21 protein-coding genes are annotated in these 24,148 nt (G+C 65.1%); 20 read left to right on the top strand and 1 reads right to left on the bottom strand.

From position 1 onward, the window contains the following. The first annotated feature begins 2 nt into the window (after positions 1 to 2). From PCA20602_RS20010 to PCA20602_RS19940, 15 genes are all read left to right on the top strand, one after another. Entirely contained in the window at positions 3 to 935 is a 933-nt protein-coding gene (locus PCA20602_RS20010) for an ABC transporter permease (RefSeq protein WP_174981354.1), read from the top strand. Between the two features lie 68 nt (positions 936 to 1,003). After that, complete coding sequence (locus PCA20602_RS20005) at positions 1,004 to 2,641, top strand: gamma-glutamyltransferase family protein (protein ID WP_150722676.1); 1,638 nt, start codon at positions 1,004 to 1,006, stop codon at positions 2,639 to 2,641. Between the two features lie 354 nt (positions 2,642 to 2,995). Next, a complete protein-coding gene (locus PCA20602_RS20000) occupies positions 2,996 to 5,503 on the top strand; it encodes an MCP four helix bundle domain-containing protein (protein WP_246182251.1) in 2,508 nt (835 codons plus the stop codon). A 139-nt stretch (positions 5,504 to 5,642) separates the two neighbouring features. After that, positions 5,643 to 6,371 carry a methyl-accepting chemotaxis protein gene (locus tag PCA20602_RS19995; protein WP_150722675.1) on the top strand — a complete coding sequence of 243 codons (729 nt, stop codon included), beginning with the start codon at positions 5,643 to 5,645 and terminating at the stop codon, positions 6,369 to 6,371. Positions 6,372 to 6,426: 55 nt separating this feature from the next. Beyond that, positions 6,427 to 7,005, top strand: coding sequence for a hypothetical protein (locus PCA20602_RS19990; RefSeq protein ID WP_150722674.1), 579 nt, complete (start codon positions 6,427 to 6,429; stop codon positions 7,003 to 7,005). 88 nt (positions 7,006 to 7,093) lie between these two features. Then, positions 7,094 to 7,735, top strand: a complete 642-nt coding sequence (locus PCA20602_RS19985) for a chemotaxis protein CheX (RefSeq protein ID WP_069342149.1) — start codon at positions 7,094 to 7,096, stop codon at positions 7,733 to 7,735. A gap of 56 nt (positions 7,736 to 7,791) precedes the next feature. Next, positions 7,792 to 8,157 carry a response regulator gene (locus PCA20602_RS19980; RefSeq protein WP_039400475.1) on the top strand — a complete coding sequence of 122 codons (366 nt, stop codon included), beginning with the start codon at positions 7,792 to 7,794 and terminating at the stop codon, positions 8,155 to 8,157. A 197-nt stretch (positions 8,158 to 8,354) separates the two neighbouring features. Beyond that, on the top strand, positions 8,355 to 8,930 hold the full coding sequence (locus tag PCA20602_RS19975) for a MarR family winged helix-turn-helix transcriptional regulator (protein WP_246182250.1): 576 nt from the start codon (positions 8,355 to 8,357) through the stop codon (positions 8,928 to 8,930). 358 nt (positions 8,931 to 9,288) lie between these two features. Then, on the top strand, positions 9,289 to 10,545 hold the full coding sequence (gene mhpT / locus PCA20602_RS19970; protein WP_246182249.1) for a 3-(3-hydroxy-phenyl)propionate transporter MhpT: 1,257 nt from the start codon (positions 9,289 to 9,291) through the stop codon (positions 10,543 to 10,545). Positions 10,546 to 10,664: 119 nt separating this feature from the next. Further along, positions 10,665 to 11,831 (top strand): porin, encoded by a 1,167-nt coding sequence (locus PCA20602_RS19965; RefSeq protein WP_150722673.1) that lies wholly within the window; start codon positions 10,665 to 10,667, stop codon positions 11,829 to 11,831. Between the two features lie 195 nt (positions 11,832 to 12,026). Then, entirely contained in the window at positions 12,027 to 12,857 is an 831-nt protein-coding gene (locus tag PCA20602_RS19960) for a p-hydroxycinnamoyl CoA hydratase/lyase (protein WP_150722672.1), read from the top strand. A 43-nt stretch (positions 12,858 to 12,900) separates the two neighbouring features. Then, positions 12,901 to 14,352 carry an aldehyde dehydrogenase gene (locus tag PCA20602_RS19955; RefSeq protein ID WP_150722671.1) on the top strand — a complete coding sequence of 484 codons (1,452 nt, stop codon included), beginning with the start codon at positions 12,901 to 12,903 and terminating at the stop codon, positions 14,350 to 14,352. A 133-nt stretch (positions 14,353 to 14,485) separates the two neighbouring features. Beyond that, entirely contained in the window at positions 14,486 to 16,324 is a 1,839-nt protein-coding gene (locus tag PCA20602_RS19950; protein ID WP_150722713.1) for a feruloyl-CoA synthase, read from the top strand. 1 nt (position 16,325) lies between these two features. Further along, on the top strand, positions 16,326 to 18,062 hold the full coding sequence (locus PCA20602_RS19945; RefSeq protein WP_150722670.1) for an acyl-CoA dehydrogenase family protein: 1,737 nt from the start codon (positions 16,326 to 16,328) through the stop codon (positions 18,060 to 18,062). Beyond that, on the top strand, positions 18,059 to 18,961 hold the full coding sequence (locus PCA20602_RS19940; RefSeq protein WP_150722669.1) for an amidohydrolase family protein: 903 nt from the start codon (positions 18,059 to 18,061) through the stop codon (positions 18,959 to 18,961). The genes PCA20602_RS19945 and PCA20602_RS19940 overlap by 4 nt, the downstream gene beginning before the upstream one ends. A 21-nt stretch (positions 18,962 to 18,982) precedes the next feature. Here PCA20602_RS19940 and pcaQ read toward each other — a convergent pair whose 3' ends face one another. Continuing rightward, complete coding sequence (pcaQ, locus tag PCA20602_RS19935; protein WP_069342150.1) at positions 18,983 to 19,930, bottom strand: pca operon transcription factor PcaQ; 948 nt, start codon at positions 19,928 to 19,930, stop codon at positions 18,983 to 18,985. Between the two features lie 131 nt (positions 19,931 to 20,061). On the opposite strand from pcaQ, the gene pcaH reads away from it, so the two are divergent. The 5 genes from pcaH to pcaD all read left to right on the top strand — a co-directional run bounded on the left by pcaH (position 20,062) and on the right by pcaD (position 24,139). Beyond that, positions 20,062 to 20,772 carry a protocatechuate 3,4-dioxygenase subunit beta gene (gene pcaH / locus PCA20602_RS19930; protein ID WP_150722668.1) on the top strand — a complete coding sequence of 237 codons (711 nt, stop codon included), beginning with the start codon at positions 20,062 to 20,064 and terminating at the stop codon, positions 20,770 to 20,772. 3 nt (positions 20,773 to 20,775) lie between these two features. Continuing rightward, the gene (gene pcaG, locus PCA20602_RS19925; RefSeq protein ID WP_150722667.1) at positions 20,776 to 21,375 is read left to right on the top strand and encodes a protocatechuate 3,4-dioxygenase subunit alpha; all 600 of its coding nucleotides are present in this window, start codon (positions 20,776 to 20,778) and stop codon (positions 21,373 to 21,375) included. Between the two features lie 145 nt (positions 21,376 to 21,520). Continuing rightward, a complete protein-coding gene (locus tag PCA20602_RS19920) occupies positions 21,521 to 22,903 on the top strand; it encodes a 3-carboxy-cis,cis-muconate cycloisomerase (RefSeq protein ID WP_150722666.1) in 1,383 nt (460 codons plus the stop codon). Continuing rightward, on the top strand, positions 22,900 to 23,337 hold the full coding sequence (gene pcaC / locus PCA20602_RS19915; protein WP_150722665.1) for a 4-carboxymuconolactone decarboxylase: 438 nt from the start codon (positions 22,900 to 22,902) through the stop codon (positions 23,335 to 23,337). The genes PCA20602_RS19920 and pcaC overlap by 4 nt, the downstream gene beginning before the upstream one ends. 13 nt (positions 23,338 to 23,350) lie before the next feature. Then, on the top strand, positions 23,351 to 24,139 hold the full coding sequence (gene pcaD, locus PCA20602_RS19910; protein ID WP_150722664.1) for a 3-oxoadipate enol-lactonase: 789 nt from the start codon (positions 23,351 to 23,353) through the stop codon (positions 24,137 to 24,139). Positions 24,140 to 24,148: the final 9 nt, after the last annotated feature.

Below are 24,148 nucleotides of genomic sequence, written 5' to 3'. Positions count from 1 at the left end.
CTATGGCTGCTATTCAGACGTCATCCACGACACCCGCGGGCGCAGAGGCGAATCGGTCTGCGTCGTCTCCCGTGCCGGGTGCGAGCGCGGAGCGACTGCCGCGCCGGCGCTATCGCGGACTGCGCAAGTTCATGCGCAACAAGGCGGCGGTCGCAGGCGCGATCATCGTGGCGTTTGCGGTGCTCATTGCGCTGCTCGCGCCATGGATCTCGCCCTACGATCCGATTGCGACGAGCTTCCTGACGGTGCGTCAGGCACCGAGTGCATTGCACTGGTTCGGCACCGACGAACTGGGCCGCGACATTCTCGCGCGCATGATCTTCGGCGCGCGCGCCTCGCTTGCGGCGGGTGTCGTGTCCGTGGGCATTGCGGTGATCATCGGCGTGCCGCTCGGCCTGCTCGCGGGCTACTTCGGCCGCTGGGTCGACGCTATCGTCTCGCGACTGGCCGATGCACTGCTGTCCATCCCGTTCCTGATTCTGGCGATTGCGATGGCGGCGTTTCTCGGCGCGAGTCTCACGAACGCGATGATCGCCATCGGCGTGTCGGCCATGCCGCGCTTCGTGCGGCTCGCACGCGCGCAGGCACTCACCGTGAAGGCGGAAGAATATGTTGAAGGCGCACGCGCCATCGGCCTGACGGACGCGCGCATCATCGTGCGCTACATCCTGCCGAACGTGCTGCCGCCGATCATCGTGCAGGCCAGCCTGACGGTCGCCACCGCGATCATCGCCGAGGCGAGCCTGTCGTTTCTCGGGCTGGGGCAACTGCCGCCGCTGCCGTCGTGGGGCTCCATGCTCAACACGGCCAAGGACTTCGTCGAGCAGGCGCCCTGGATGTCCATTTTCCCCGGCATCGCCATCTTCCTGACGGTGCTTGGCTTCAACCTGCTGGGCGACGGTCTGCGCGATGCGCTGGATCCTCGCGAGCAATAAGCGTCCGACCCCGGCAGAATCCTTCCAACCAACAAACCAACATACATAAAAGGACAGCAGCGACTCCCATGACGCAATTTAACTGGCAAAACCCGTATCCGACACTGCGTATGCCGGTGTTCGCCCGCAACATCGTATCGACGTCGCATCCGCTCGCGGCGCAGGCCGGTCTGCGCATCCTGTGGCAGGGCGGCAATGCCGTCGATGCCGCAATTGCCGCCGCCGCGTGCATGACCATCGTCGAGCCGGTATCCAACGGTCTGGGCGGGGATTGCTTCGCGCTGGTGTGGGACGGCAAGCAAGTGCACGGCCTGAATGCCTCGGGCACGGCGCCCGGCGCGTGGAACGTCGATTACTTCCGCAAGAAGTACGGTGAGGAGCACGGCATCGCGAAGCAGCCGATTCGGGGTCTCGACACGGTGACCGTGCCCGGCGTGATCGCCGGCTGGGAAGCCCTGCATGCGAAGTTCGGCAAGCTGCCCTTCGCGGACCTGATGGCGCCGGCCATCGAGATCGCCGAGCGTGGTCACGCCGTGGCGCACATCGTGGCGCGCAAGTGGGCGGCCGCCGTGCCGGAGCTCAAGAACCAGCCGGGCTACGCGCAGACATTCATGCCGAACGGCCGCGCGCCGACGACCAGCGAGATGATGCGCATGCCGGGTCACGCGCGCACGCTGCGTCTGCTCGCCAAGGAAGGCCCGCGCGCCTATTACGAAGGCGAGATCGCCGAGCGTATCGCGGCGTGGAACGTCGAGCACGGCGGCGCGATGACGGCCGAAGACCTGCGCGGCTATCGTGCGGACTGGGTCAAGCCCATCGAGAAGGATTACCGTGGCTATACCGTGCATGAGATTCCGCCGAACGGGCAGGGGATCGCTGCGCTGATCGCGCTGGGGATTCTCGACAAGTTCGACGTCTCCAGCCATGCCGTCGACCAAGTGCATTCGCAGCACTTGCAGATCGAGGCGATGAAGCTCGCCTTCGCCGATCTCTACAAGTACGTGGCCGACCCGCGTTCGATGGAGGTGACGCCGGAGCAGATGCTCGACGACGCTTATCTCACCGAGCGCGCGAAGTTGATCAACCCGGACAAGGCGACGCATTTCGATTTCGGCATGCCGAAGTCCGGCGGCACGATCTATCTGACGGCGGCCGACGAGCAGGGCATGATGGTCAGCTTCATCCAGTCGAACTACATGGGCTTCGGTTCGGGTGTCGTGGTGCCGGACTACGGCATCGCGCTGCAAAACCGTGGCTGCGGCTTCTCGATGGATCCCAAGTCGGCGAACGTGGTCGAGGGCGGTAAGCGTCCGTTCCACACGATCATTCCGGCCTTCCTCACGCAGAAGGTGAACGGCCAGCACGAGGCGGTGATGAGCTTCGGCGTGATGGGCGGCGACATGCAGCCGCAGGGGCATCTGCAATCGGTCGTGCGCATGCTCGACTATGGTCAGCAACCGCAGGCGGCTTGCGATGCGCCGCGCTGGAAAGTGAACCGCGACTTCACCGTCGATATCGAATCGACGATGAATCGCGAGACCGTCGACGGGCTGGTGGCGCTCGGCCACAAGCTCAAGTCCATTGACGATCCGTACATGGACTTCGGCTCGGGCCAGTACATCTGGCGTCTGGATCGCAACGATCCGGAGCGTGGCTACGTGGCCGCGAGCGACAGCCGTCGCGACGGTCTGGCTGCCGGTTACTGATCGGCGCCTGATCGACTGCCCTGTTCGTTGCCCGTTGGATGACCTCGCTCCGAGGTGTCGTCGACCGGTAGCGGACAGGTGGCGGACAAGAAGCAGGCCGGGGGACGGTGTGAGGACCGAAACCTCATTCCGTCGCCCGGGATATCCCCGTCAGTACGCACTCGCTCATCTCGGATTCCTACACGGTGGTACGGCATTGGCTCGACGTGAAGCTTCTGTTGATTCATCGAATCGTCACAGTTCACCCGCAATAATCACGGCGCACGAGGAATCTACAAACTAATTCGGCGGCCGATCTACTGCGTCAACTCACGCGTGGCACCGGGCGCCGGTGCGACCCGGGGAAATGACGCAATGACCATCCGTCATCGAATTACGCTATTGGTGATCCTGACGTTCGTCGCGCTCTCGATCATCGGCGGCTACGCGGTCTACCAGACGCGCGCCAGCGCTCAGAAAGTCCGACAGGTAACGGAAGGGGTGGTGCCCAGCGCGCTGGCTTCCGCCGATCTCGTCTCGCAAGTCAAGGCGGTGCAGATCGCCACCATGACGCTGGTCTACGCGCCCGACGACACCGTCGTCGAACAGGCGCTCGACAACCTCAAGAAGCTGCGCGGCGATATCGACCAGTCGCTCGCCCGTCAGGCCGAAGGCGCCGCCAGCGACGCGCAGAAGGGGCTGGTGACGCAGGCCCGCGAGAGTGTCGAGAACTACTTCAACGCCATCAACGACACCGCCAAGCTCAAGCAGGCCGGTAAAACCGAGATGGCCCAGGCGTTCCTCTTCGCGATGGTCGCGCAGTACCGCGACGAACTCGAAGGCGTGGTCAACACGCTGCGCGTCGAGAAGAACCGCCAGAAAGACTCGGCCATCACCACGCTCAACGACACGCTCTCGACCACCACGACCGCCATCGGCATCGTGACAGGGCTGGCGATCGTGCTGCTCACGGCGATCGGCGCGTTGCTGTACCGCCAGATCACGCGCCCGCTCTCGCGCATGCAGGCGATGATGAGCGAGATCGCGAACAGCCAGGACTTCACCCGCCGGGTGCCGGTCGGCCGCATGGACGAGATCGGACATTCGATCGTGGCGTTCAACGGCATGATCGAGAAGATTCAGGAACGCTCCGCACAGCTCAAGCAGAAGACGGCCGACATTCAGGCGATGTTGCAGAACATGCAGCAGGGCATTCTGACCGTGGTCGACGGCTCGAAGGTGCACGGCGAGTATTCCGCCTATCTCGAGGCGATCTTCGAGACGCAGGACATTGCCGGTCGCGGCGTGATGGATCTGGTCTTCGGCGACAGCGATCTCGGCTCGGACGCCCTCTCGCAAGTCGAAGCCGCCATCGACGCGTGCATCGGTCAGGACGCCATCAACTTCGCGTTCAACGAACACCTGCTGGTCGGCGAAATCGGCAAGCGCATGCCGGATGGACGCATCAAGCAACTCGATCTGACGTGGTCGGCGATCACCGATGAAAGCGACACGATCCTGCGACTGATGCTGTGTGTGCGTGATGTGACCGAGTTGCGCGAACTCGCCGCCGAAGCCAACGAGCAGAAGCAGCGTCTGGAGATGATCGGCGAGATTCTGGCGGTGAGCCAGGAGAAGTTCCATCACTTCATCGAAAGCTCGTCGGACTTCATTCGCGAGAACGAGCGGATCATCCGCAAGCACTCGCAGGCCGACAGCGCGGCCATCGCCGAGCTGTTCCGCAACATGCACACGATCAAGGGCAATGCGCGCACGTACAACCTGCAATACCTGACGAACGTCGTGCACGAGACCGAGCAGAGCTATCACGAACTGCGCGCGCCGGACGTCGCCCGCCCGTGGGATCAGGACGGCATGATGCGCGAACTCGAACGCGTGCGTGAGGCCGTCGACGCCTACGCGCACATCAACGAAATCAGCCTTGGCCGCAAGGGCCCGGGGCGTGCTGCCGACGAGCAATCGATGGTGGTCGACCGTGCCCACATCCGCGCCAGCCTGCGCATGCTCGAAGCGGCCGATCCGAACGATCTGCACCAACTGGTCGCCATGCGCGACGCCGTGCACCAGACCCTGCGTCTGCTCGGTACCGAAGGCGTCGGCGAAGCGCTGGGCGGTGTGCTCGACTCGCTGCCGTCGCTGGCCGGCGAACTCGGAAAACCGGCCCCGGCCGTGCGGATCGACGACAACGGCTACCGCCTGCGTGCCCCGGCCGTGCGGATTCTGCGCGACGTGTTCATGCATCTGCTGCGTAACTCGATGGACCACGGGCTGGAAGGTGCGGACGAGCGTCGTGCCAAGGGCAAGCCGGCCGCGGGCACCATCGACATCGAAGTGGGCCTTGATCACAACATGCTGCAAGTCACGCTGACCGATGACGGTCGCGGGCTCGCGCTGCACCGGATTCGCAGCATCGCCGTGCAGCGCGGCTGGATCACCGCCGAGACGTATGTCACCGACGAGCAGATTGCGCAGTTCATCTTCCGTCCGGGCTTCTCGACGGCCTCGGAAGTCACCGAAGTCTCCGGGCGCGGTGTCGGCATGGATGCGGTGCAGGACTTCGTGCGTCGCGAACATGGCCGCATCGAACTGCGCTTCACCGACGAGCGCAAGGGCGCCGAGTTCCGTCAGTTCCAGACAGTGGTGTGCCTGCCCGATAACCTCGTCGTCGACGGGTTCGACCTGAATAGCGTTGCCGCCGACGCCGTCGATTTGCCCGCACTGGACGCTGTCGTGCCGCGTATTGGATTGAATGCGGGACTGAATGCGGGATTGAACGCGGGAACGAATGCGGAGATGGGCGCAGACACGAAGGCGGCCCCGGACAAGTCGCACGACGACCTGTCCCAAACCGGGAAGGTCTGACGCCCGAGCACTCGACAAGCACGATGGACGAGGCGGCGCAGACCTGAAAGGTTTGCAGCCGCCGCGCCATTTTTTGCGTGATGAATGTAGGGACGGCATAGGCGTTTCAGGCGTCGATGGCGTTCAGGGAGAAGCACGGATGGAAGCAGTTCAATGGCTACTGGCGGGGGCGCTTGCGGGCATCGTCGGCGCGGGCGCTGTGGGTTTTATCGTGCATCGCTGGCGCATGGCGCAGGCCACGGCGCACTGGCGCGCACTGACGAAGACGCACGACGAGGCGCTCGAGCAGGCGCTTGAGCGCGAGCGTGTCGCGCTCGCCGACAAGGACGCGCTCGCGCAAACGCACGACGACGCCATCGCCACGTTGCAGACAAAGCTGACGCAAGCCGAGCAGGATTTGCAAACGGCGCTCAAGTCGGAAGCTGTCGTGCTCGAAGCCAAGGCGATGTGGCAGGGCGAAGCGCAGCGCATTGCCGGGGAAGCGGCGCGCCTGCGGGGACTGGCGGCCACCTTCGAGCGCTGGCACGAGCAGATGATTTCGCTGATGACGCAGAACCAGGACATGCACGCGAAGAATCACGAGCTGGCGTCGATCGTGCGCCACGTGCTGATCGTGTCGCTCAACGCGTCCATCGAAGCGGCGCGCGCCGGGACGGCCGGCCGCGGCTTCGGTATCGTCGCCAGCGAAGTGCGCGCGCTCGCCACGCGCTCGGAAGAACTGTCGAAGAGCTATCGCGACAGCCTGCATCGCAACGACGTCACGACGACCGCGACGTTCCAGGACATTCAGGCGGGCGGGAAGATGATTGCGGCGTCGCTCTCCAGCGTCGAGGCGCTGGCGCAGCAACTGCATTCCCGTCTCCATTGAGTTGTCTTACGTGTCGTTATTTCTCTCAAGCATCCGTCAGCCAACAGGTTTCATTGTGATCAGCGCTCACGCTCGCGACAGTTTCGAACGCATTCTCCACAAGGCGGCACGCACGCGTCTCGCGCGCTCAGTCGATTCGCCGTGCGACATCGCGCCGCTCGGCGTGCGCTACAGCGCGAAGGGCGACGCATCGGTGCAGGACGATGGCGTGGCGCTCACCGTGCGTCATGCCAACGTGGTGGTGCTCACCATCTCGGGCATCGACTTCCGCATGCTGCTCGTGCTGCATTTCGACGAGGACGACGCGACGAAGGCGTACTTCGTGGGCGACGATCAGGACAAGTCGTTTCGCGAGGCCTTTCTCGAAATCAGCAACCTGTGCTGCGGGGCGATCAATCAGGAGTTGCTGGGCTACTTCCCCGATCTCGGCATGTCGACCCCGTATGTGCTGAGCGCGCGCTGCGTGCCTCACCTCATGCAGCTCAAACCGAATCATCTGGCGTCGTGGGACATCACGCTCGACGGCTCGGTCAATCTTGCCGCCACGCTATGCGTCTGTGCGCATGCACCGCTGGATTTCAACGCCGAAGTCAGCGAGACGCAGGACAGCGGCGGCGAACTCGAATTGTTCTGAGACGGCCGCGCTTCGCTGCCGAGTAGCAGCCCGCATCCCCTCTCGCCTCTTACGCGCTTTCCGTACTACGCTCTAGGAAATTACGACAATGAACCGAAGCACCCCCCGCGAGTCGGTCGGCCAGTTCCTGATCCTCGAAGACAGCGTCGAGCACGAGTACCCCGACGCGCTTGTGCGCGGCATGATCGACATCACCGACGGCGTGTTTCGCGGCCTGTTCGGCGACATCGAAGTGAGCTGCGATTCGCCCAGCGTGGTGCGTGATCGCATCATCTTCGGCGAAGTGTTCAGCCTGATTCCGCTCGAGAGCGCCTGGTGCCGCGGCTACATGATGATGCAGGCCGAGCAGGTGCCGTTCATGCAGTTGCTGGAGCACACCGGGCGCTGCGAAGGGCAGGCCGGTTTTCGCGAACTGAACGGCATGCTGGGGGAGCTGACGAACCTCGTCTGGGGCGCTTTCAAGAATCGCTACATGGGCGATCCGCTGGCCGTCGACCGCACCCAGGTGCAGGTGCCGCTGCTCATCAATCACAAGCAGAAGTACATCACGTTCGGCACTGACAACCCGCAGTTGTGCTTCGTCTACCGCCTGACCGATCCGGTGAGCGGGCAGATCGTCACGCTGCATCAGCATTTCGTTTTCAGCCTCAACTGGTCGCCCGAAGCGTTTCGCGAGGCGGCACAGGGCACGGCCGAGCCCGTCGAGACCGGAGCGCTGGAACTGTTCTGAGATTCCGGCTCGACACCTGTCACTGCACATTCACTTTTACACACAAGGACAACACCATGTCGAAGATTCTCGTGGTCGACGATTCGAGCACCGTGCGCGACGAAGTCGCCGGTTTTCTGCGCAAGAACGGCCTGGACGTGGACACCGCCGTCGATGGCAAGGACGGCCTGGCGAAGATCAAGGCAAGCCCGGGCGTGCGTCTGGTCATCAGCGACGTGAACATGCCGAACATGGACGGCCTGACGATGGTCGAGAAGATTCGCGGCGAACTCGCGAACGCTTCCGTCAACGTGGTCATGCTCACCACCGAAAGCAGTCCGGCCATGAAGGAGCGCGGCAAGGCGGCCGGCGTGAAGGGCTGGATCGTCAAGCCGTTCAAGGGCGATGCAGTGCTCGAGACGTTCCGCAAGCTCGCCAGCTAAAACCGGCAATGCGAGTGTGCAGGACATTCGGTGACTTCCGGCTTTGAGGGGAGCCGGGGATACCGACGGCGCCTGACGCTCATGCCGCTCATCGATGGGATGAATCGCGGGCAGACCGTCGCCACCGCACGGTGGCGGCGTTACACTGCTGACTTTCCCGTACCACGCGAAAATCTGCGCATTCTCGCTTTCTCATCATGAGCGTCGTCCCACAGAAAAAGAAGTCTGTCGCCGCCACGTCGTCGGCTGCCATCGCTTCCTCCTCGTCTTCCTTGCCCGATGCGCTCGCGCACGATGCCGGGGCTGAAGCTGCGCATGGGACGGCCGACACGACGTCGGATGCGCGTCCGCGTCGCTCCAAGCTGCGCCTGACGTACGTCATCGCGAGTCTCGATCGTTTGCTGCGCCGCCACATGTCGGAAGCGCTGGCGCCGCTGGGCCTCACGCTCGCGCAATTCACCGCGCTCTCCGTGCTCGACGCGCGCGGCAAGCTCTCCAACGCGCAACTCGCACAGCGCTCGTTCATCACGCCGCAGTCGGCCAACGAAGTGGTCAGCATCATGGCGTCGCGCCAGTGGATCACGCGCGAGCCGGATCCCAATCACGGCCGTATCGTGTTGCTGCAACTGACCGACGAAGGCCGTCGTGTGCTCGCGCAATGCGAAGCCGTCGCCAAGGAAATCGACACGCGCATGCGTGCGGGTGTGCCGCGTGAAGACGCCGCCGCCATTCAACGTCATCTCGAAATGTTCGTGCGCAATCTGCGCGACTGACTCCGGGTTTGTCCCGACCTGCCGATTGCTTGTATTGTCAGGTTGCTTGATATTAAATGGAGTCCGTCACCCCCGGTCGGCATTCGACGATGCCGGCCTGAGATCTACCGGATCGAGCCCCGTATCTTGCCGAAAGCAAGGGCACGAGCATTGCACGACCGCATCCCAGTGACCCGCTAAGACGACAGCGATGCACCGCTATCGCGGTGTTGTCGCGCCGTCACACGTTCGCCTTTAATATCAGGTTTCCTGATTAATTGTCGAGCTGGGTGCCGAGCGTTGGCGCGTGTTGCTTCCGGTGTCGGTTGAGCTTGCAGGGTGGCGACCGACGTTCATAAAGAAGATGACAGGAGACAGCATGGAATCGAATCGGGAGGGCAACGTTCAGGCGTTGCCATTGGGGGCGGATGGTGTAGCGAGCGCGGCGAGTCCGGTCGCGCTCACGCTCGCGCTGTGTTTCGCCGTAGCGCTGCTGGAGGGGCTGGACCTGCAATCGGTCGGCGTGGCGGCGCGCGGCATGGCACGAGAGTTCGGGTTGAGCGTCGCGCAGATGGGCATCGCATTCTCGGCGGGTACCTTCGGTCTGCTGCCGGGCGCGATGGTCGGCGGGCGGCTCGCCGACAGCATCGGCCGAAAGCGGGTGCTCATGCTCTCGGCGGCGCTGTTCGGGGTGTTGTCGATCGCCACGGCTTTCGTGTCGGACTTCTGGATGCTGGTGATCGTTCGCGTGCTCACGGGCATCGGACTTGGCGGGGCCATGCCGAATCTCATCGCGTTGTCGTCGGAAGCGGTCGCGCCGCGCCTGCGCGGCACGGCGGTGAGCATCATGTATTGCGGCATTCCGCTCGGCGGCGGCATTGCGGCGGCCATTGGCATGCTGGCCGTAAGCGACGCCGACTGGCGCCACATCTTCTATGTGGGCGGGGTCGGTCCGCTGTTGCTGCTGCCGTTGCTCGCATGGTTCCTGCCGGAGTCGCGAGCGTTCGCCACCGCGACGTCGCAAGGGCAGCGTGCGACCCCGGCACCGATGACGACGGTGCTGTTCTCCGAGGGGCGCGGCGTGTCCACCGTGCAGCTCTGGCTGTCTTACTTCTGCACGCTCATTGTGCTGTATTTCCTGCTCAACTGGTTGCCGTCGCTGATGGGCTCGCGCGGTCTGGCACGCGGCGAAATCGGTTGGGTGCAGATTCTCTTTAACGTCGGCAGTGCTGTGGGAGTGCTGGGCCTCGGCTATCTGATGGACCGGGCACGCATGTCGTTCGTGATCGGCGGCATGTATCTCGGCATGATCGCGTCGCTCGTCGGTCTGGCGGCGGCGCAAGGGTTCGGCGTACTTGCTGCGGCGGCGTTCTTCGCGGGGATGTTCATCATCGGCGGCCAGTCGGTGCTATATGCGCTGGCCGCAGCCTACTACCCGACAGCGATGCGCGGTACCGGCGTGGGCGCCGCCGTCGCTGTCGGGCGCATCGGTTCCGTGGTCGGTCCGCTGGCCGCCGGCATGTTGCTCGCCGTCGGCAGCAGCGCGGCCGTGGTGATCGGCGCGAGTATTCCCGTCACCGTTGTCGCCGCACTCGCGGCGTTGATGCTGATCCGTCGTCCCCGCGCGGCTGACTGAACCGGCTTCGCGCCGGACACTGGTTGGCCCGCTTGCGCGCGACGGATGGCAAACGACTGCCGCCGTCGCGTTTTTTCTTGCAGCACACACATAACGATATCGATAACCTGGAGACAACCATGGCACTTCCGCGTCCTCATCGCCCCTCTTGCCTCACCTCTCGCAGCACGTTCGCATCACTCGTGGCGCTTGCCGCCGTCACAGTCCCTGGCATCGCTGCCGCGCAATCGAGCGTCACGCTGTACGGCATCGTCGACACCGGCATCGAATACGTATCGCACGCGAGCCCGAACGGCTCGGTCGTTCGCATGCCGGGCGTGACCGGGGAGTTGCCGTCGCGCTGGGGGCTGCGCGGGTCTGAAGACCTTGGCGGGGGCCTCGCCGCCATCTTCCAGCTGGAGAGCGGCTTCAACATTCGTGGCGGCGATCTCGGGCAGGGCGGACGCCTCTTCGGCCGTCAGGCGTTCGTGGGCGTGAAGGGGCCTTACGGCACGTTGTCGTTCGGTCGCCAATACACCATGACGTATTACGCACTGCTCGGCACCGACATTCTGGGACCGGACATCTACGGCATGGGCTCGTTCGACGCCTATATTCCCAACGCGCGCACCGACAACTCGGTGACGTATCAGGTCGGCTGGCAGGGGCTGACGTTCGGGGCGGGCTATTCGTTCGGACGCGACTCGGCCGGCACCGGCAACTCGCCGGGGCAGGGCACCTGCGCGGGACAAGTGCCGGGCCAGTCGGTGCAGTGCCGCGACTGGTCGGTCATGCTCAAGTACGATGCCAGCAACTTCGGTGTCGCCGCCTCGTACGAAGAACAGCGCGGCGGCACCAACGCGGCGGCGAACTTCTTCGACGGACAGGCCACGACGGCCTTCATCCGTAGCAGTGACAAGGACACGCGCACGACCCTCGGCGCGTACTACAAGTACGGCGCGCTCAAGGTCGGCGGAGGCTGGCTGGGGCGTCATGTCTCGACGTCTGCCGCCAACACGCACTCGAACCTGTTCTATCTCGGTGCGGCGTACAACATCACCCATGCCTGGCTGGTCGACGGACAGGTCTACCGCATCATCAACAGCGATCACGACACGCGCGGCACCATGACGACGCTTCGGGCCACGTATTCGTTCTCGGTGCGCACGGCGGTCTACGCGCAGGCGGCCTACCTCTTCAACAGCGCCCATGCCGCGTATTCGGTCAGCGGCGGTGGCGGCGGCACCACGCCGCCCGCAGGCGAGGGCCAGACCGGCGTGATGCTGGGCATGCGTCACACGTTCTGATCGCAGGCATTGACAGACTTTCAGGGTTTCCCCTGAAAACGTCACGCTTGCAATGTAAGGTTGCCTGATATTAAATTGTGTCTGACGACAACACGTCGGTACCGATTCGGTAACCCCGTGAGAACACTTTGGGCACGCCGCGCGCCACTCCCGGCGCGCGAGCCGGTTGCCCCGGACACTTGGGAATTACGCAAAATGAATGCATACGAAGGACGCTGGAAGACGATCGACGTGAAGGTGGAGGGGGGCATTGGCTGGGTCACCTTCAATCGGCCGGAGAAGCGCAACGCGATGAGCCCGACGCTGAACACGGAGATGAATCAGGTGCTCGACGCGCTCGAACTCGACGCCGACGCGCGGGTCGTCGTGCTGACCGGTGCGGGCGCTGCCTGGACGGCTGGCATGGATCTCAAGGAGTATTTCCGCGAGATCGATGGCGGTCCGGAGATCGTGCAGGAGCGTATTCGCCGTGATGCGTCGGACTGGCAATGGCGCCGTCTGCGCATGTATGGCAAGCCGACCATCGCCATGGTCAACGGCTGGTGCTTCGGCGGCGGCTTCTCGCCGCTCGTGGCCTGCGATCTGGCGATTGCGGCTGACGACGCCGTGTTCGGTCTGTCGGAAATCAACTGGGGCATTCCGCCGGGCAATCTGGTGAGCAAGGCGATGGCGGACACCGTCGGTCATCGTCGCGCGCTGCACTACATCATGACGGGCGACACCTTCACGGGCCGCGAAGCGGCGGACATGGGCCTCGTGAACCAGAGCGTGCCGCTCGCCGAACTGCGCGATGCCACGCTGGCGCTCGCCGCCAAGCTGCTGGAGAAGAACCCCGTGGTGCTGCGCGCGGCCAAGCACGGCTTCAAGCGTTCGCGCGAACTCACGTGGGAGCAATGCGAAGACTATCTGTACGCCAAGCTCGATCAGGCGCAGTTGCGTGATCCTGAGCACGGCCGGGAGCAGGGACTGAAGCAGTTCCTCGACGACAAGTCGATCAAGCCGGGTCTGCAGGCCTACAAGCGTTGATGTACGGCATCGTTCAGTGACCGAGTGAAAGAGGAATAGCGCAATGCATGAAGTGCAGATGCTGATCGGCGGCCAGTGGCGCGGCGCGCAGGGCGGTGCGACGTTCGAGCGGGTCGATCCGGTGACGGGCGAAGTGGCCACGCGTGCGCCGGCCGCCACGGTGCTCGATGCCGATGCGGCGGTCGATGCCGCACACGCCGCGTTTCCCGCCTGGGCCGCGCTCTCGCCGACGGCGCGCCGTCAGCGTTTGCTCGCTGCGGCCGAGCGCATGGACGCCCGCGCCGCGGAGTTCATCGCCGTCGGCGCTGCCGAAACCGGCGCGATGGCGAACTGGTACGGCTTCAACGTCATGCTCGCGGCCAACATGCTGCGCGAAGCGGCAGCCATGACGACGCAGATCGACGGTAGTGTGATTCCGAGCGACGTTCCCGGCAGTCTCGCGATGGCCGTGCGTTCGCCGGTCGGCGTGGTGCTGGGCATCGCACCGTGGAACGCGCCGGTCATTCTCGCGACGCGCGCACTCGCCATGCCGCTCGCCTGCGGCAACACGGTCGTGCTCAAGGCGTCCGAGCAGTGTCCCGGCGTGCACGCGCTGATCGGCGCCTGCCTGCACGAGGCCGGGCTGGGCGACGGCGTCGTCAACGTCGTGACGAATGCACCGCAGGATGCCGGGGAGATCGTCACCCGGCTGATCGCGCATCCCGCCGTGCGACGCGTGAACTTCACCGGCTCGACGCACGTGGGCCGCATCATAGCCCGCCTCGCGGCCGAGCATCTCAAGCCCGCGCTGTTGGAACTCGGCGGCAAGGCCCCCGTGCTGGTGCTCGACGATGCCGATCTGGATGCCGCCGTCGACGGAGTGGCTTTCGGCGCGTTCTTCAATCAGGGGCAGATCTGCATGTCGACGGAGCGGGTCATCGTCGACGAGCGCATTGCCGACGCGTTCGTCGAAAAGCTCGCGGCCAAGGCCGCGACGTTGCACGCCGGATCGCCGACGTCGCCCGACAGCGTGCTCGGCGCGATGGTCAGTGCGCAGGCGGCCTCGCGTGTGGCGGCACTGGTGGAGGATGCGCGCGAACACGGTGCCCGTCTGCCGCTCGGCTGTCGGGTGGACGGCGCGATCATGCAGGCTGCGATCGTCGACGGCGTGACGCCGGCGATGCGGCTCTACCGCGAGGAGTCGTTCGGTCCGGTGGTGACGATCCAGCGTGTGCGGGGCGACGAGGAGGCCGTACGCGTGGCGAACGACAGCGAGTTCGGTCTCTCGGCGGCGATCTTCAGTCGAGACGTTTCGCGCGCGCTGCAATTGGCCAGACGCATCGAATCGGGCATCTGCCATATCAACGGGCCGACGGTGCACGACGAAGCGCAGATGCCGTTCGGCGGCGTGAAAGCCAGCGGCTACGGGCGTTTCGGCAGCAAGGCGTCGATCGGCGAATTCACCGAACTGCGCTGGATCACCGTGCAGACGACACCGCGCCATTACCCGATCTGATTGCGTCCATCGCCCGAAGATCGGCGGATGATCGCCGGATGAGGAGGGCGCGCGCGAACGCTACCGAGAAAGCGTCGCGATGCGCCAATGCAGGCACTAGGCAGGAGACAGCGTTTTGAGTCAAGGCAACAACATGGCCGGGCACCGGTATCGGCAAGTCGCCATCGGGAATCCCGGTGTCGAAGTCCGGCGTGACGGCGAGTTCTGGTATCTGCGCTCGCGCGAGGCGCTGGGCGATTTTCCCGAGCGGCTGACGGATCGGCTTGTCTCGGGCGCGGCGAAGCATCCGGAGCGGCTGTTGATCGCGCGACGCGGGGCCGATGGCGAGTGGCTCGGCATCACCTACGCGCAGATGCTGTTGCGCGTGCGCGCCATTGCGCAGGCATTGCGTGACCGGGGGCTGTCGCCGGAGCGTCCGATCGCGATTCTCTCGGGCAACGATCTCGAACACTTTCAGCTCGCGCTGGGGGCGATGTACGCGGGCGTGCCGTTCGCGCCGATCTCCCCGGCGTATTCCATCGTGTCGACGGACTACGGCAAGCTGCGCCATACGCTCGGCTTGCTGCGTCCGGGGCTTGTCTATGCGAGCGACGCGACAGCCTACGGTCGCGCGATGGACGCCGTGCTGGACAATGGCGTCATCCGTGTCACAGCGGACGGTGACAAGGGCACGCTGGCCTTTGGCGAGCTGCTCGATGTCGTGCCGCGCAACATCGACGCCACGCATGCGCAGGTCACAGGCGAGACCGTCGCCAAGATCCTGTTCACGTCCGGCTCGACGCGCGCGCCCAAAGCCGTGCCGACCACGCAGCGCATGCTGTGCAGCAACCAGCAGATGCTGCTGCAAACCTTCCCGACGTTCGGCGAAGCGCCCCCGGTGCTGGTCGACTGGCTGCCGTGGAATCACACCTACGGCGGCAGTCACAACGTCGGCATCGCGCTGTACAACGGCGGCACGCTCTATATCGACGACGGCAAACCCGTCGCGGGCAAGTTCGGGGAGACGTTGCGTAACCTGCGCGAGATCTCGCCAACGGTGTACTTCAACGTGCCGAAGGGATGGGAAGATCTTGCCATCGCCCTGGAGAGCGACGCCGCATTGCGCGAGCGTTTCTTTGCGCGTGTGAATCTCTACTTCTTCGGCGGCGCCGGTTTGTCGCAAGCCGCGTGGGACCGGCTGGAGCGCGTGACCGAGACGCATTGCGGCGAGCGCATCCGCATCATGTCGGGGCTGGGGATGACGGAGACGTCGCCGAGCTGCATGTTCACCACGGGGCCGATCATGCGCGCCGGGTACATCGGGCTACCGGCGCCGGGCTGCGAAGTGAAGCTCGCGCCGGTCGGCGGCAAGCTCGAAGTGCGCTTTCGCGGGCCCAACGTCATGGCAGGGTACTGGCGGCACGAGTCGTCCGACCCGGTCTTCGACGAAGAGGGGTACTACTGCACGGGCGACGCCGCCGCGTTCTACGACAAGGCCGACCCGGAAGCGGGTCTGCAATTCGACGGCCGCATTACCGAAGACTTCAAGCTCAGTTCAGGAACGTTCGTGAGCGTGGGGCCATTGCGCGCCCGCGTGATCTCGGAAGGCGCGCCGTATGTGCAGGACGCTGTAATCACCGGCATCAATCGCGACGATATCGGGCTGATGATCTTCCCGCGTGTCGACGATTGCCGCCGTCTGAGCGGTCTGGCCAGTGACGCGCCGATGGCCGAGGTGCTGGCCTCCGATGCCGTGCGCGAGGTGTTCAGGGCGCTGCTCGCAACGCTCAACGCGAGTGCGAGCGGAAGCGCGACTAGCGTGGCGCGGCTTGTGCTGCTCGACACACCGCCATCGCTCGATCGCGGCGAGGTCACCGACAAGGGATCGATCAATCAGCGGGCGGTGCAGGATCATCGTGCGGCCACGGTCGACATGCTGCATGCGGCCCAGGCCGGTGACAAATGCGTGATCCTCGCGCCGGTGAGGCGCTGACATGCCGCGTTCGGAATTGCGCAGTGCGGCCGACGACATCGCGTTTGTACTGTCGCGGCTCGGCATCGGCGAGGCGTTGTCGTGCCTCGCGCCGTATCGCGAGTTCGATACGACCATGCTCGTGCAGGTAGTGGACGAAGCGGCCCGTTTCTCTCGTGAGGTGCTCGCGCCGCTGAACGCCATCGGCGACCGGGAGGGGTGTAGCTGGCGCGACGGTGAGGTGCGCACGCCCTCTGGGTTCGCCGACGCTTATCGTCAGTATCGAGAGGCCGGGTGGCCGTCGCTGCCGTGTGATCCGTCGCTGGGCGGGCAAGGGCTGCCGCTCGTCGCGCAGATCGCCGTGCAGGAACTGACGTCGGGGGCGAATCTCGCCTGGACGATGTATCCCGGCATTCTCCACGGCGCTTACGAGTGCGTGAATCGCTTCGGCAGCCCGGCATTGCGCGACGCGTGGCTCGGCCCACTCGTCAGCGGTGAATGGCTTGCGACGATGTGCCTGACGGAGCCGGGGGCGGGTAGCGATCTCGGCCAGATTCGTACGCGGGCCGAATGGGTGGGATCGCCCGACGAAGGGACCGTGCGTGTGACGGGAGAGAAGCTCTTTATCTCCGGCGGCGAGCAGGATCTGACGCCCAACATCGTGCATCTGGTACTCGCCCGCACGCCTGACGCTTCGTGCGGCAGCGGTGGACTGACGCTCTTTCTCGTACCCAAGGTGCTGGCGAACGGCGAGCGCAACACGGTGCATTGCACAGGCATCGAACACAAGATGGGGATTCGCGGCAGCGCCACCTGCTCGATGGCGTTCGAGGGCGCGACCGGCTATCTCGTCGGTACGCCGCATCGCGGTCTGGAGGCGATGTTCGCGATGATGAATTCGGCGCGTCTGCATGTCGGTGCGTCGGCCGTGGGGCTCGCGCAAAGCGCCTGCGAGATGGCCGTGCGCCATGCCCAGGTACGCGTGCAGTCGCGGGTAGCGGGTGCGCAGGGGCCATCTGCCGGCGCACCCATTGCGCAGCATCCGGCGGTCTGGCGTCTGCTCGAAGGTCAGCGTATCGCCGTCGAAGGTGCGCGGTTGCTGTTGTACCGCGCTACGTTAGCCGTCGATCAGGCACATCATGCCGAGACGTCCGAGGCTCGCTCGCAGGCGCATGCCCTCGCTGCGCTCCTCACGCCGGTGGTGAAGGCGATGCTCACGGAGCAGGCGTTCCGGGGCGCGAGCGACGCGCTGCAAGTCTTCGGCGGCTACGGCTACGTGGAGGAGACCGGCATCTCGCAGATCGTGCGCGACGCGCGCATTCCCATGATCTACGAAGGCACCAACGAGATTCAGGCCGTCGACCTGCTGATGCGCAAGATCGTCAAGGACGAAGGGGCTGCGCTCGCGCATTGGCTGGGGTGGGTGCGCCGGACGGTGAACGATGCGATGGCGCTCGACAGGCTGCACGGATTCGCCGACGTACCTGCCTGTCTCGACGCCTGGGCGGCGCTGGTGCCGCGCCTCGTCGCGTTGGCGAAGACGTCACCTCGTGCCGCGCTCTGTACGGCGGGTGAAGTCATGCGCGTGGTCCATGGACTGTCGATGGCAGGCCTGTGGGCGCAAGCCGCGATGGCGGATGTTACGGACGGCGGCAAGCCACGCGCCGCCCGCTATTGGCTGAAGTTCGACTGGCCGCAGACGCGTCTCGCCATGACGATCGTCGCGGCGCAGCTCGAAGATCCGGAGACGGCACAATGAATCTCGAGACACTCGTCGCCATCGACACCCATGTGCACGCGGAGGTGTCGTGCTGCCAGCCGCCCGACCTGTTCGGCAAGGCGTTCGACGATGCCGCCGACAAGTACTTCGGCACGGTGCTCAAGCAGAATCGCCGTCCGACGATTCCCGAGACCATCGCGCACTATCGCGAGCGTAATATCGGCTTCGTGATGTTTACCGTCGACTGCGAAGCGAATATCGGTCGCCGGCGCATTCCGAACGAGGAGATCGCGGGCTTCGCGCAGGAAAACCCGGACATCATGATTGCCTTCGCGAGCATCGATCCGCACAAGGGCCGCATGGGCGTGCGCGAGGCGCGTCGACTGGTGGAGGCGTTCGGCGTGCGCGGCTTCAAGTTCCATCCGACGATGCAGGGCTTCTTCGCCAACGACCGCATGGCGTATCCGATGTACGAACTCATCGCCGAGTACAAACTCACGGCGGTGTTTCACAGCGGGCATTCGGGCATCGGCTCGGGCATGCCGGGCGGCGGCGGACTGCGTCTCAAGTATTCGGAGCCGATGCATCTCGACGATGTCGCGACCGATTTCCCTGACATGAACATCGTGATCGCGCATCCGTCATGGCCCTGGCAATCGCAGGCGCTGTCGATCGCGCTGCACAAACCGAACGTCTACATCGATCTGTCGGGCTGGTCGCCGAAGTACTTTTCTCCGGAGTTGATTCAATACGCGAATTCGCTGCTGCGCGAGAAGATGCTGTTCGGCTCCGACTTCCCGCTCATCGCCCCGGATCGTTGGCTGAAGGACTTCGAGACGGCGGGGTTTCGCGATGACGTCAAACCGCTGCTGCTCAAGGACAACGCGGCACGCATGCTGGGACTGTCGGGCGGCGCGTCGGCGCAAGCTGCCGCCTGACGCGACATGTCGCGAACGCGCTCAGCGCAGCCCCGGCATGCCGTAGCGCACGCGCGCGGCTTCGCGCATGGCGCTGATGAGCATCTGCTCGGGCGGTGTGGGCACCGTGTCGTTGCGCCACAAAATGCCGATGGACTCCTCTGTGCCTTTCGTCGCGAAGGGCAGGGCGCACAGTGCGCCATCGGCAAGATCGTCCTGCACCGTGATCTCGGAGGCGATCCAGACGACGTCGTCGCGCAGCGTCATGGCGCGCGCGAGCGACATCGACAGCAGCTCGGAATAGTCGTCCAGCGTGCCCACGCCGTGCGCGCGCAGGAAGCTATCGGCCGTGTGACGAAGAATCGTGCCGTGCGGCGGCAGCACCACGTGATAGTTCGCAATGTCGGCCATCGACACGCTGCGTTGCTGCACGAGCGGATGCTCGGGCCGCACGACCACACACAGCGGCGTGGCGCACAGGTGCTCGAAGGTGAGCCCCGCCATCCCTTCCGGGTCGGACATGCGCCCGAGGGCGAGCGTGACCTGACCGGATTTCAGTTGGGTGAGCAGTTGCTGGTTCGCCCCGGTGTGCACCTGCACCACGATGCCGGGCCACTCGCGCCGGAAGGCTTCGAGCACGCCGGGCATCATCGCGGCGGCCAGCGTGGGCAATACCGCGATCTCGATCACGCCGCCGGTCTGGCCGACGGCGCGCGAAAGCACGTCGATGCCCTGACGCAGCGCGCTCACGCTGGCGCCCGCATGCCGCAGGAACAATTCGGCCTGCGCGGTGGGCCGGGCGCCGTTGCGGCCCCGGTCGAACAGACGCACGCCCAGCAGGCCTTCCAGTTCGGCAATCGTCTTGCTGACGGCCGGTTGGGTAATGGACAGCGCTTCGGCCGCGCGCTGCAAGCTGCCATGCTGCGCGACCGCCAGCAGGCATTGCAGATGCCGCAGCTTGATGCGCCCGTCGAGAAGGTGTCTTTCCATGCCGGAAAGTTATGAAAAGCCTAAGAAAATGTCAATAAATATATCCGTTGATTATGGATATAGTGTCGAAAACAAGCTGGCGACCGGCCAACGTGCCTGCCAGATCAGTCAACACAAAATGGAGTGAGACCATGTCGAAGACGACAACCGTCCTGCGCCCCCGCGACTGGGATTCCCATCCCAGGCTGATTGACAGCGGGTACAAGTCCACGGCGCTGCGCGGGCCCAAACAACTGCTCGTGCCGGTCAGGCAGAACCTCGCGGATCTGCGCTCGCCGGTCTACGGCAATGGCATCATCGGCGCGCTAGACGGCGATCTCACGCGTAATGCCGTTCGTAATGGCGAACCGCTGGGCGAGCGCATGATCGTCACCGGCCGTGTGCTCGACGAAGGCGGCCGCCCGGTGCCGAACACGCTCGTGGAACTGTGGCAGGCCAACGCGTGCGGGCGCTACGTCCATAAGGTCGACCAGCACGACGCGCCGCTCGATCCGAACTTCCTCGGCGCCGGCCGCGCGATGACCGACGCCGACGGACGCTACAAATTCCTGACGATCAAGCCGGGCGCGTATCCGTGGAAGAACCACCACAACGCATGGCGTCCGCAGCATTTGCACTTCTCGGTGTTCGGGCACTACTTTGCGACCCGGCTGGTGACGCAGATGTACTTCCCGGGCGATCCGCTCCTCGCTTACGACCCGATCTTCCAGGCGACGCCGGCGCAGGCACGCGACCGCCTGATTGCGCGCTTCTCGATGGATATCACCGAGCCGGAATACGCGCTGGGGTACGAATTCGACATCGTGTTGCGCGGTGCCGACCAAACGCCGATGGAGTCCTGAGCCATGTCCAACACGTCAGATCTCAAGCAAACGCCGTCGCAGACCGTCGGTCCATACTTCGCCTACGGCCTGTCGCCGGAACAATACCTGTACGACTTCAAGAGCGCTTTCACGCCGGTCGTCGCGAGCGATCGCGCTGACGGGGAGCACATCCGTCTGATCGGTCAGGTATTCGACGGCGCGGGCAATCCGATCAACGATGCCCTGATTGAAATCGTGCAGGCCGACGCCCATGGGCGCTACGTGCAGACGGCCGACGATATCGAGCGCACCGGGTTCGCCGGGGCGGGCCGTTGCGGTACCGGTACGGATGCCGAGAACCGTTTCGTCATCGAGACCGTCAAGCCCGGCGCGGCTGTGCAGGGAGATGCCCCGCGCATCGATGTCGTGCTGACGATGCGGGGCTTGCTCAATCATCTGTTTACGCGTATCTATTTCGACGACGAGGCTGCGGCCAACGCGCTGGACCCCGTGCTGCAACAAGTGCCGGCCGAGCGTCGTCACACGCTGATCGCCCGGCGTGAGACGAACGGTGGACGGGTGACGTACCGGTTCGACATCCGTATGCAGGGGGACGAGGAGACGGTGTTCCTCGACCTGTGATGTCGCACCCGTCATCGGCAACCTAAACCGATACGTCAGACCAGAACTGGCGCGGCTTCGGGCTGCCGGCATGCGAATGCCGGCAGCCCGTGGCCGTATCTGCATTTTGCAACGCACCAACAACGCACCTAACATCGATTTCCCGATGACGGAACTGCTTGATTCCTTGCTGCGCGGCGCGGCCGTGTCGACGCGATTTTCCCGCGACGCCACGCTCCAGAGCATGCTCGACTTCGAAGTGGCGCTGGCCGCCGCCGAAGCCGAAACGGGACTGATCCCGGCCACCGCCGTTGCGCCGATTACCGCGGCCGCGCGCGCCGGCGACCTCGATTGGGAGGCGCTGCGCGACGCGGCTGCCTGCGCGGGCAACCTCGCCATCCCGCTGATCAAACAACTCACTGCGCGCGTGAAGACGCTCGACGCCGACGCCGCCCGCTATGTGCACTGGGGCGCGACCAGTCAGGACGCCATCGACACCGGCCTCGTACTACAGATACGCGGCGCCCTCGACGATCTCGGCACCGATCTCGACGCGCTGATTCAGCAACTCGCGGCGCAAGTGCGCCAGCATCGCACCACGGTCATGATCGGACGGACGTGGCTTCAGCACGCCTTGCCCATCACCTTCGGCCTTAAACTCGCCGGCACGCTCGACGCATTGCTGCGTGCGCGCGCCGACCTCACGAGCGTGCGCGATCAGGTGCTTTGCGTGCAGTTCGGCGGTGCGGCGGGCACGCTGGCCTCGCTCGGCACGCACGGCCCCGCGGTGGCGGCGGCGCTGGCGCGTCACCTCGGATTGTCGGACGCGGCGACGCCCTGGCACGGGCAGCGCGACCGGATCGTGCGCGTGGGAAGCTGGGCAGCGTCGCTGACCGGCTCGCTGGGTAAGTTCGCTCGCGATACGGCCCTGCTCACGCAGACGGAAGTCGGCGAGATCGCGGAAGCCTCCGGCCCGGGGCGCGGCGGCTCGTCCACCATGCCGCACAAGCGCAACCCGGTCGGCTGCGCGGCCATCCTCGCGGCCGCCGCGCGCACGCCGCAACTCGTCGCCACGCTGTTCGGCGCGATGCAACAGGACCATGAGCGCGGACTCGGCACCTGGCATGCGGAGTGGGAGACCTTGCCCGAACTGCTCATGCTGTGCGGTGGTGCGCTGGCGACGGCGCGCACGCTCGTGCAGGACTGGACGGTCGACGTGTCTCGCATGCGTGCGAATCTCGACGTCACCCATGGGCTGATCATGGCCGAAGCCGTGACGATGGCGCTCGGCGAATCGATGGGGCGACTCGAAGCGCATCGGCGCGTGGAGGCCCGTTGTCGCGATGCGCTCGCGCAGGGGCGTCACCTGCTCGACGTGCTTCGCGAGGACGCCGACATCATCCGCATTCTGTCCGGCGAGGCGCTTGAACGCCTCACGGATCCCCAACACTATCTCGGCGCTGCCGACACGTTCGTGAGCCGTGTGCTCGCACAGGTGGACGTGGCAACGGCCGCGCCGTCTTCACCTTCCGGCAGGACATCCCAATGAACGATCAGGAACGCTACGACAACGGCATGGAAGTGCGACGCGGCGTGCTCGGCGACGCGCACGTGGACCGCACGCTCACCCGCCGCAACGAGTTCAACGACGACTTCCAGGACTTCATCACGCGCTTCGCCTGGGGCGACATCTGGACCCGCCCGGGCCTCACGCGCCGCATGCGCAGCATGATCACGCTCTCGCTGCTTATCGCGCTCAATCGCGGCGACGAATTCCGCATGCACGTGCGCGCCGCGTTCAACAACGGTGTGACGCGCGAAGAGATGAAGGAGCTGTTCATGCATGCCGCGCTGTACGCCGGCCTGCCCGCCGCCAATCAGGCGATTCACGATGCCGAGAAGGTCTTCGCGGAGATGGAAGCCGCCGAGCCGGGATCGACGACGCGCGCATCGAAATCCGCTGCGCCGGACGCGCAAGGTTGAGGGGACAAGACAAATGACCGTGGAACGTTTGATCGACGTGGGCGATGCCCAACTGCGCGTGGCTATCGATGGCGACGACCATGCGCCAGCGCTCGTGCTCTCGAACTCGCTGGGCACGACGCTGGAGATGTGGGCGCCGCAAGTGCCTGCGCTTGCACGTGAATTCCGTGTGATCCGTTACGACACGCGGGGGCATGGCGGTTCGTCCGTCACGCCCGGGCCGTACGTGATCGATCAACTGGGGCGCGACGTCGTCGCCCTGCTCGACGCACTGGACATCGAGCGCGCCAGTCTCGCCGGCGTGTCGATGGGCGGCATGACGGGCATGTGGCTGGGTATTCACGCGCCGCAGCGTCTGGATCGCCTCGCCATCGTGTGCTCGTCGGCCCATATCGGCGCCGAGGACGTGTGGAACGGCCGCATTCGTGCCGTGCAGGCCGATGGGATGACCGCCGTGACCGATGCGGTCGTGTCGCGCTGGTTCACGCCGGAATATGCGCAGCGTGAGAGCGCCACCGTCGAACGGATGAAGGCGATGTTCCGCTCGCTCGCCCCGGCGGGTTATGCCGCGGCATGTGCGGCGGTGCGCGACATGAATCAACTGGACGAGATCGCCGCGATCACGGCGCCGACGCTGATCGTGACCGGCGCCGGCGATCTGGCGACGCCGCCGGCCATGTCGACGGCGATGGTCGAGCGCATTCGTGGCGCGCAGCAGGTGATCGTGCCCGGGGCGCATCTGTCGAACATCGAGTGCGCCCCTGCCGTGACCGACGCGTTGCTGAGCTTCCTGCGCGGCTGAGCGGTTGCG

It is taken from the genome of Pandoraea capi (assembly GCF_902459735.1).
GTDB lineage: Bacteria > Pseudomonadota > Gammaproteobacteria > Burkholderiales > Burkholderiaceae > Pandoraea > Pandoraea capi.
This window is presented reverse-complemented; position numbering and strand designations above follow the sequence as displayed.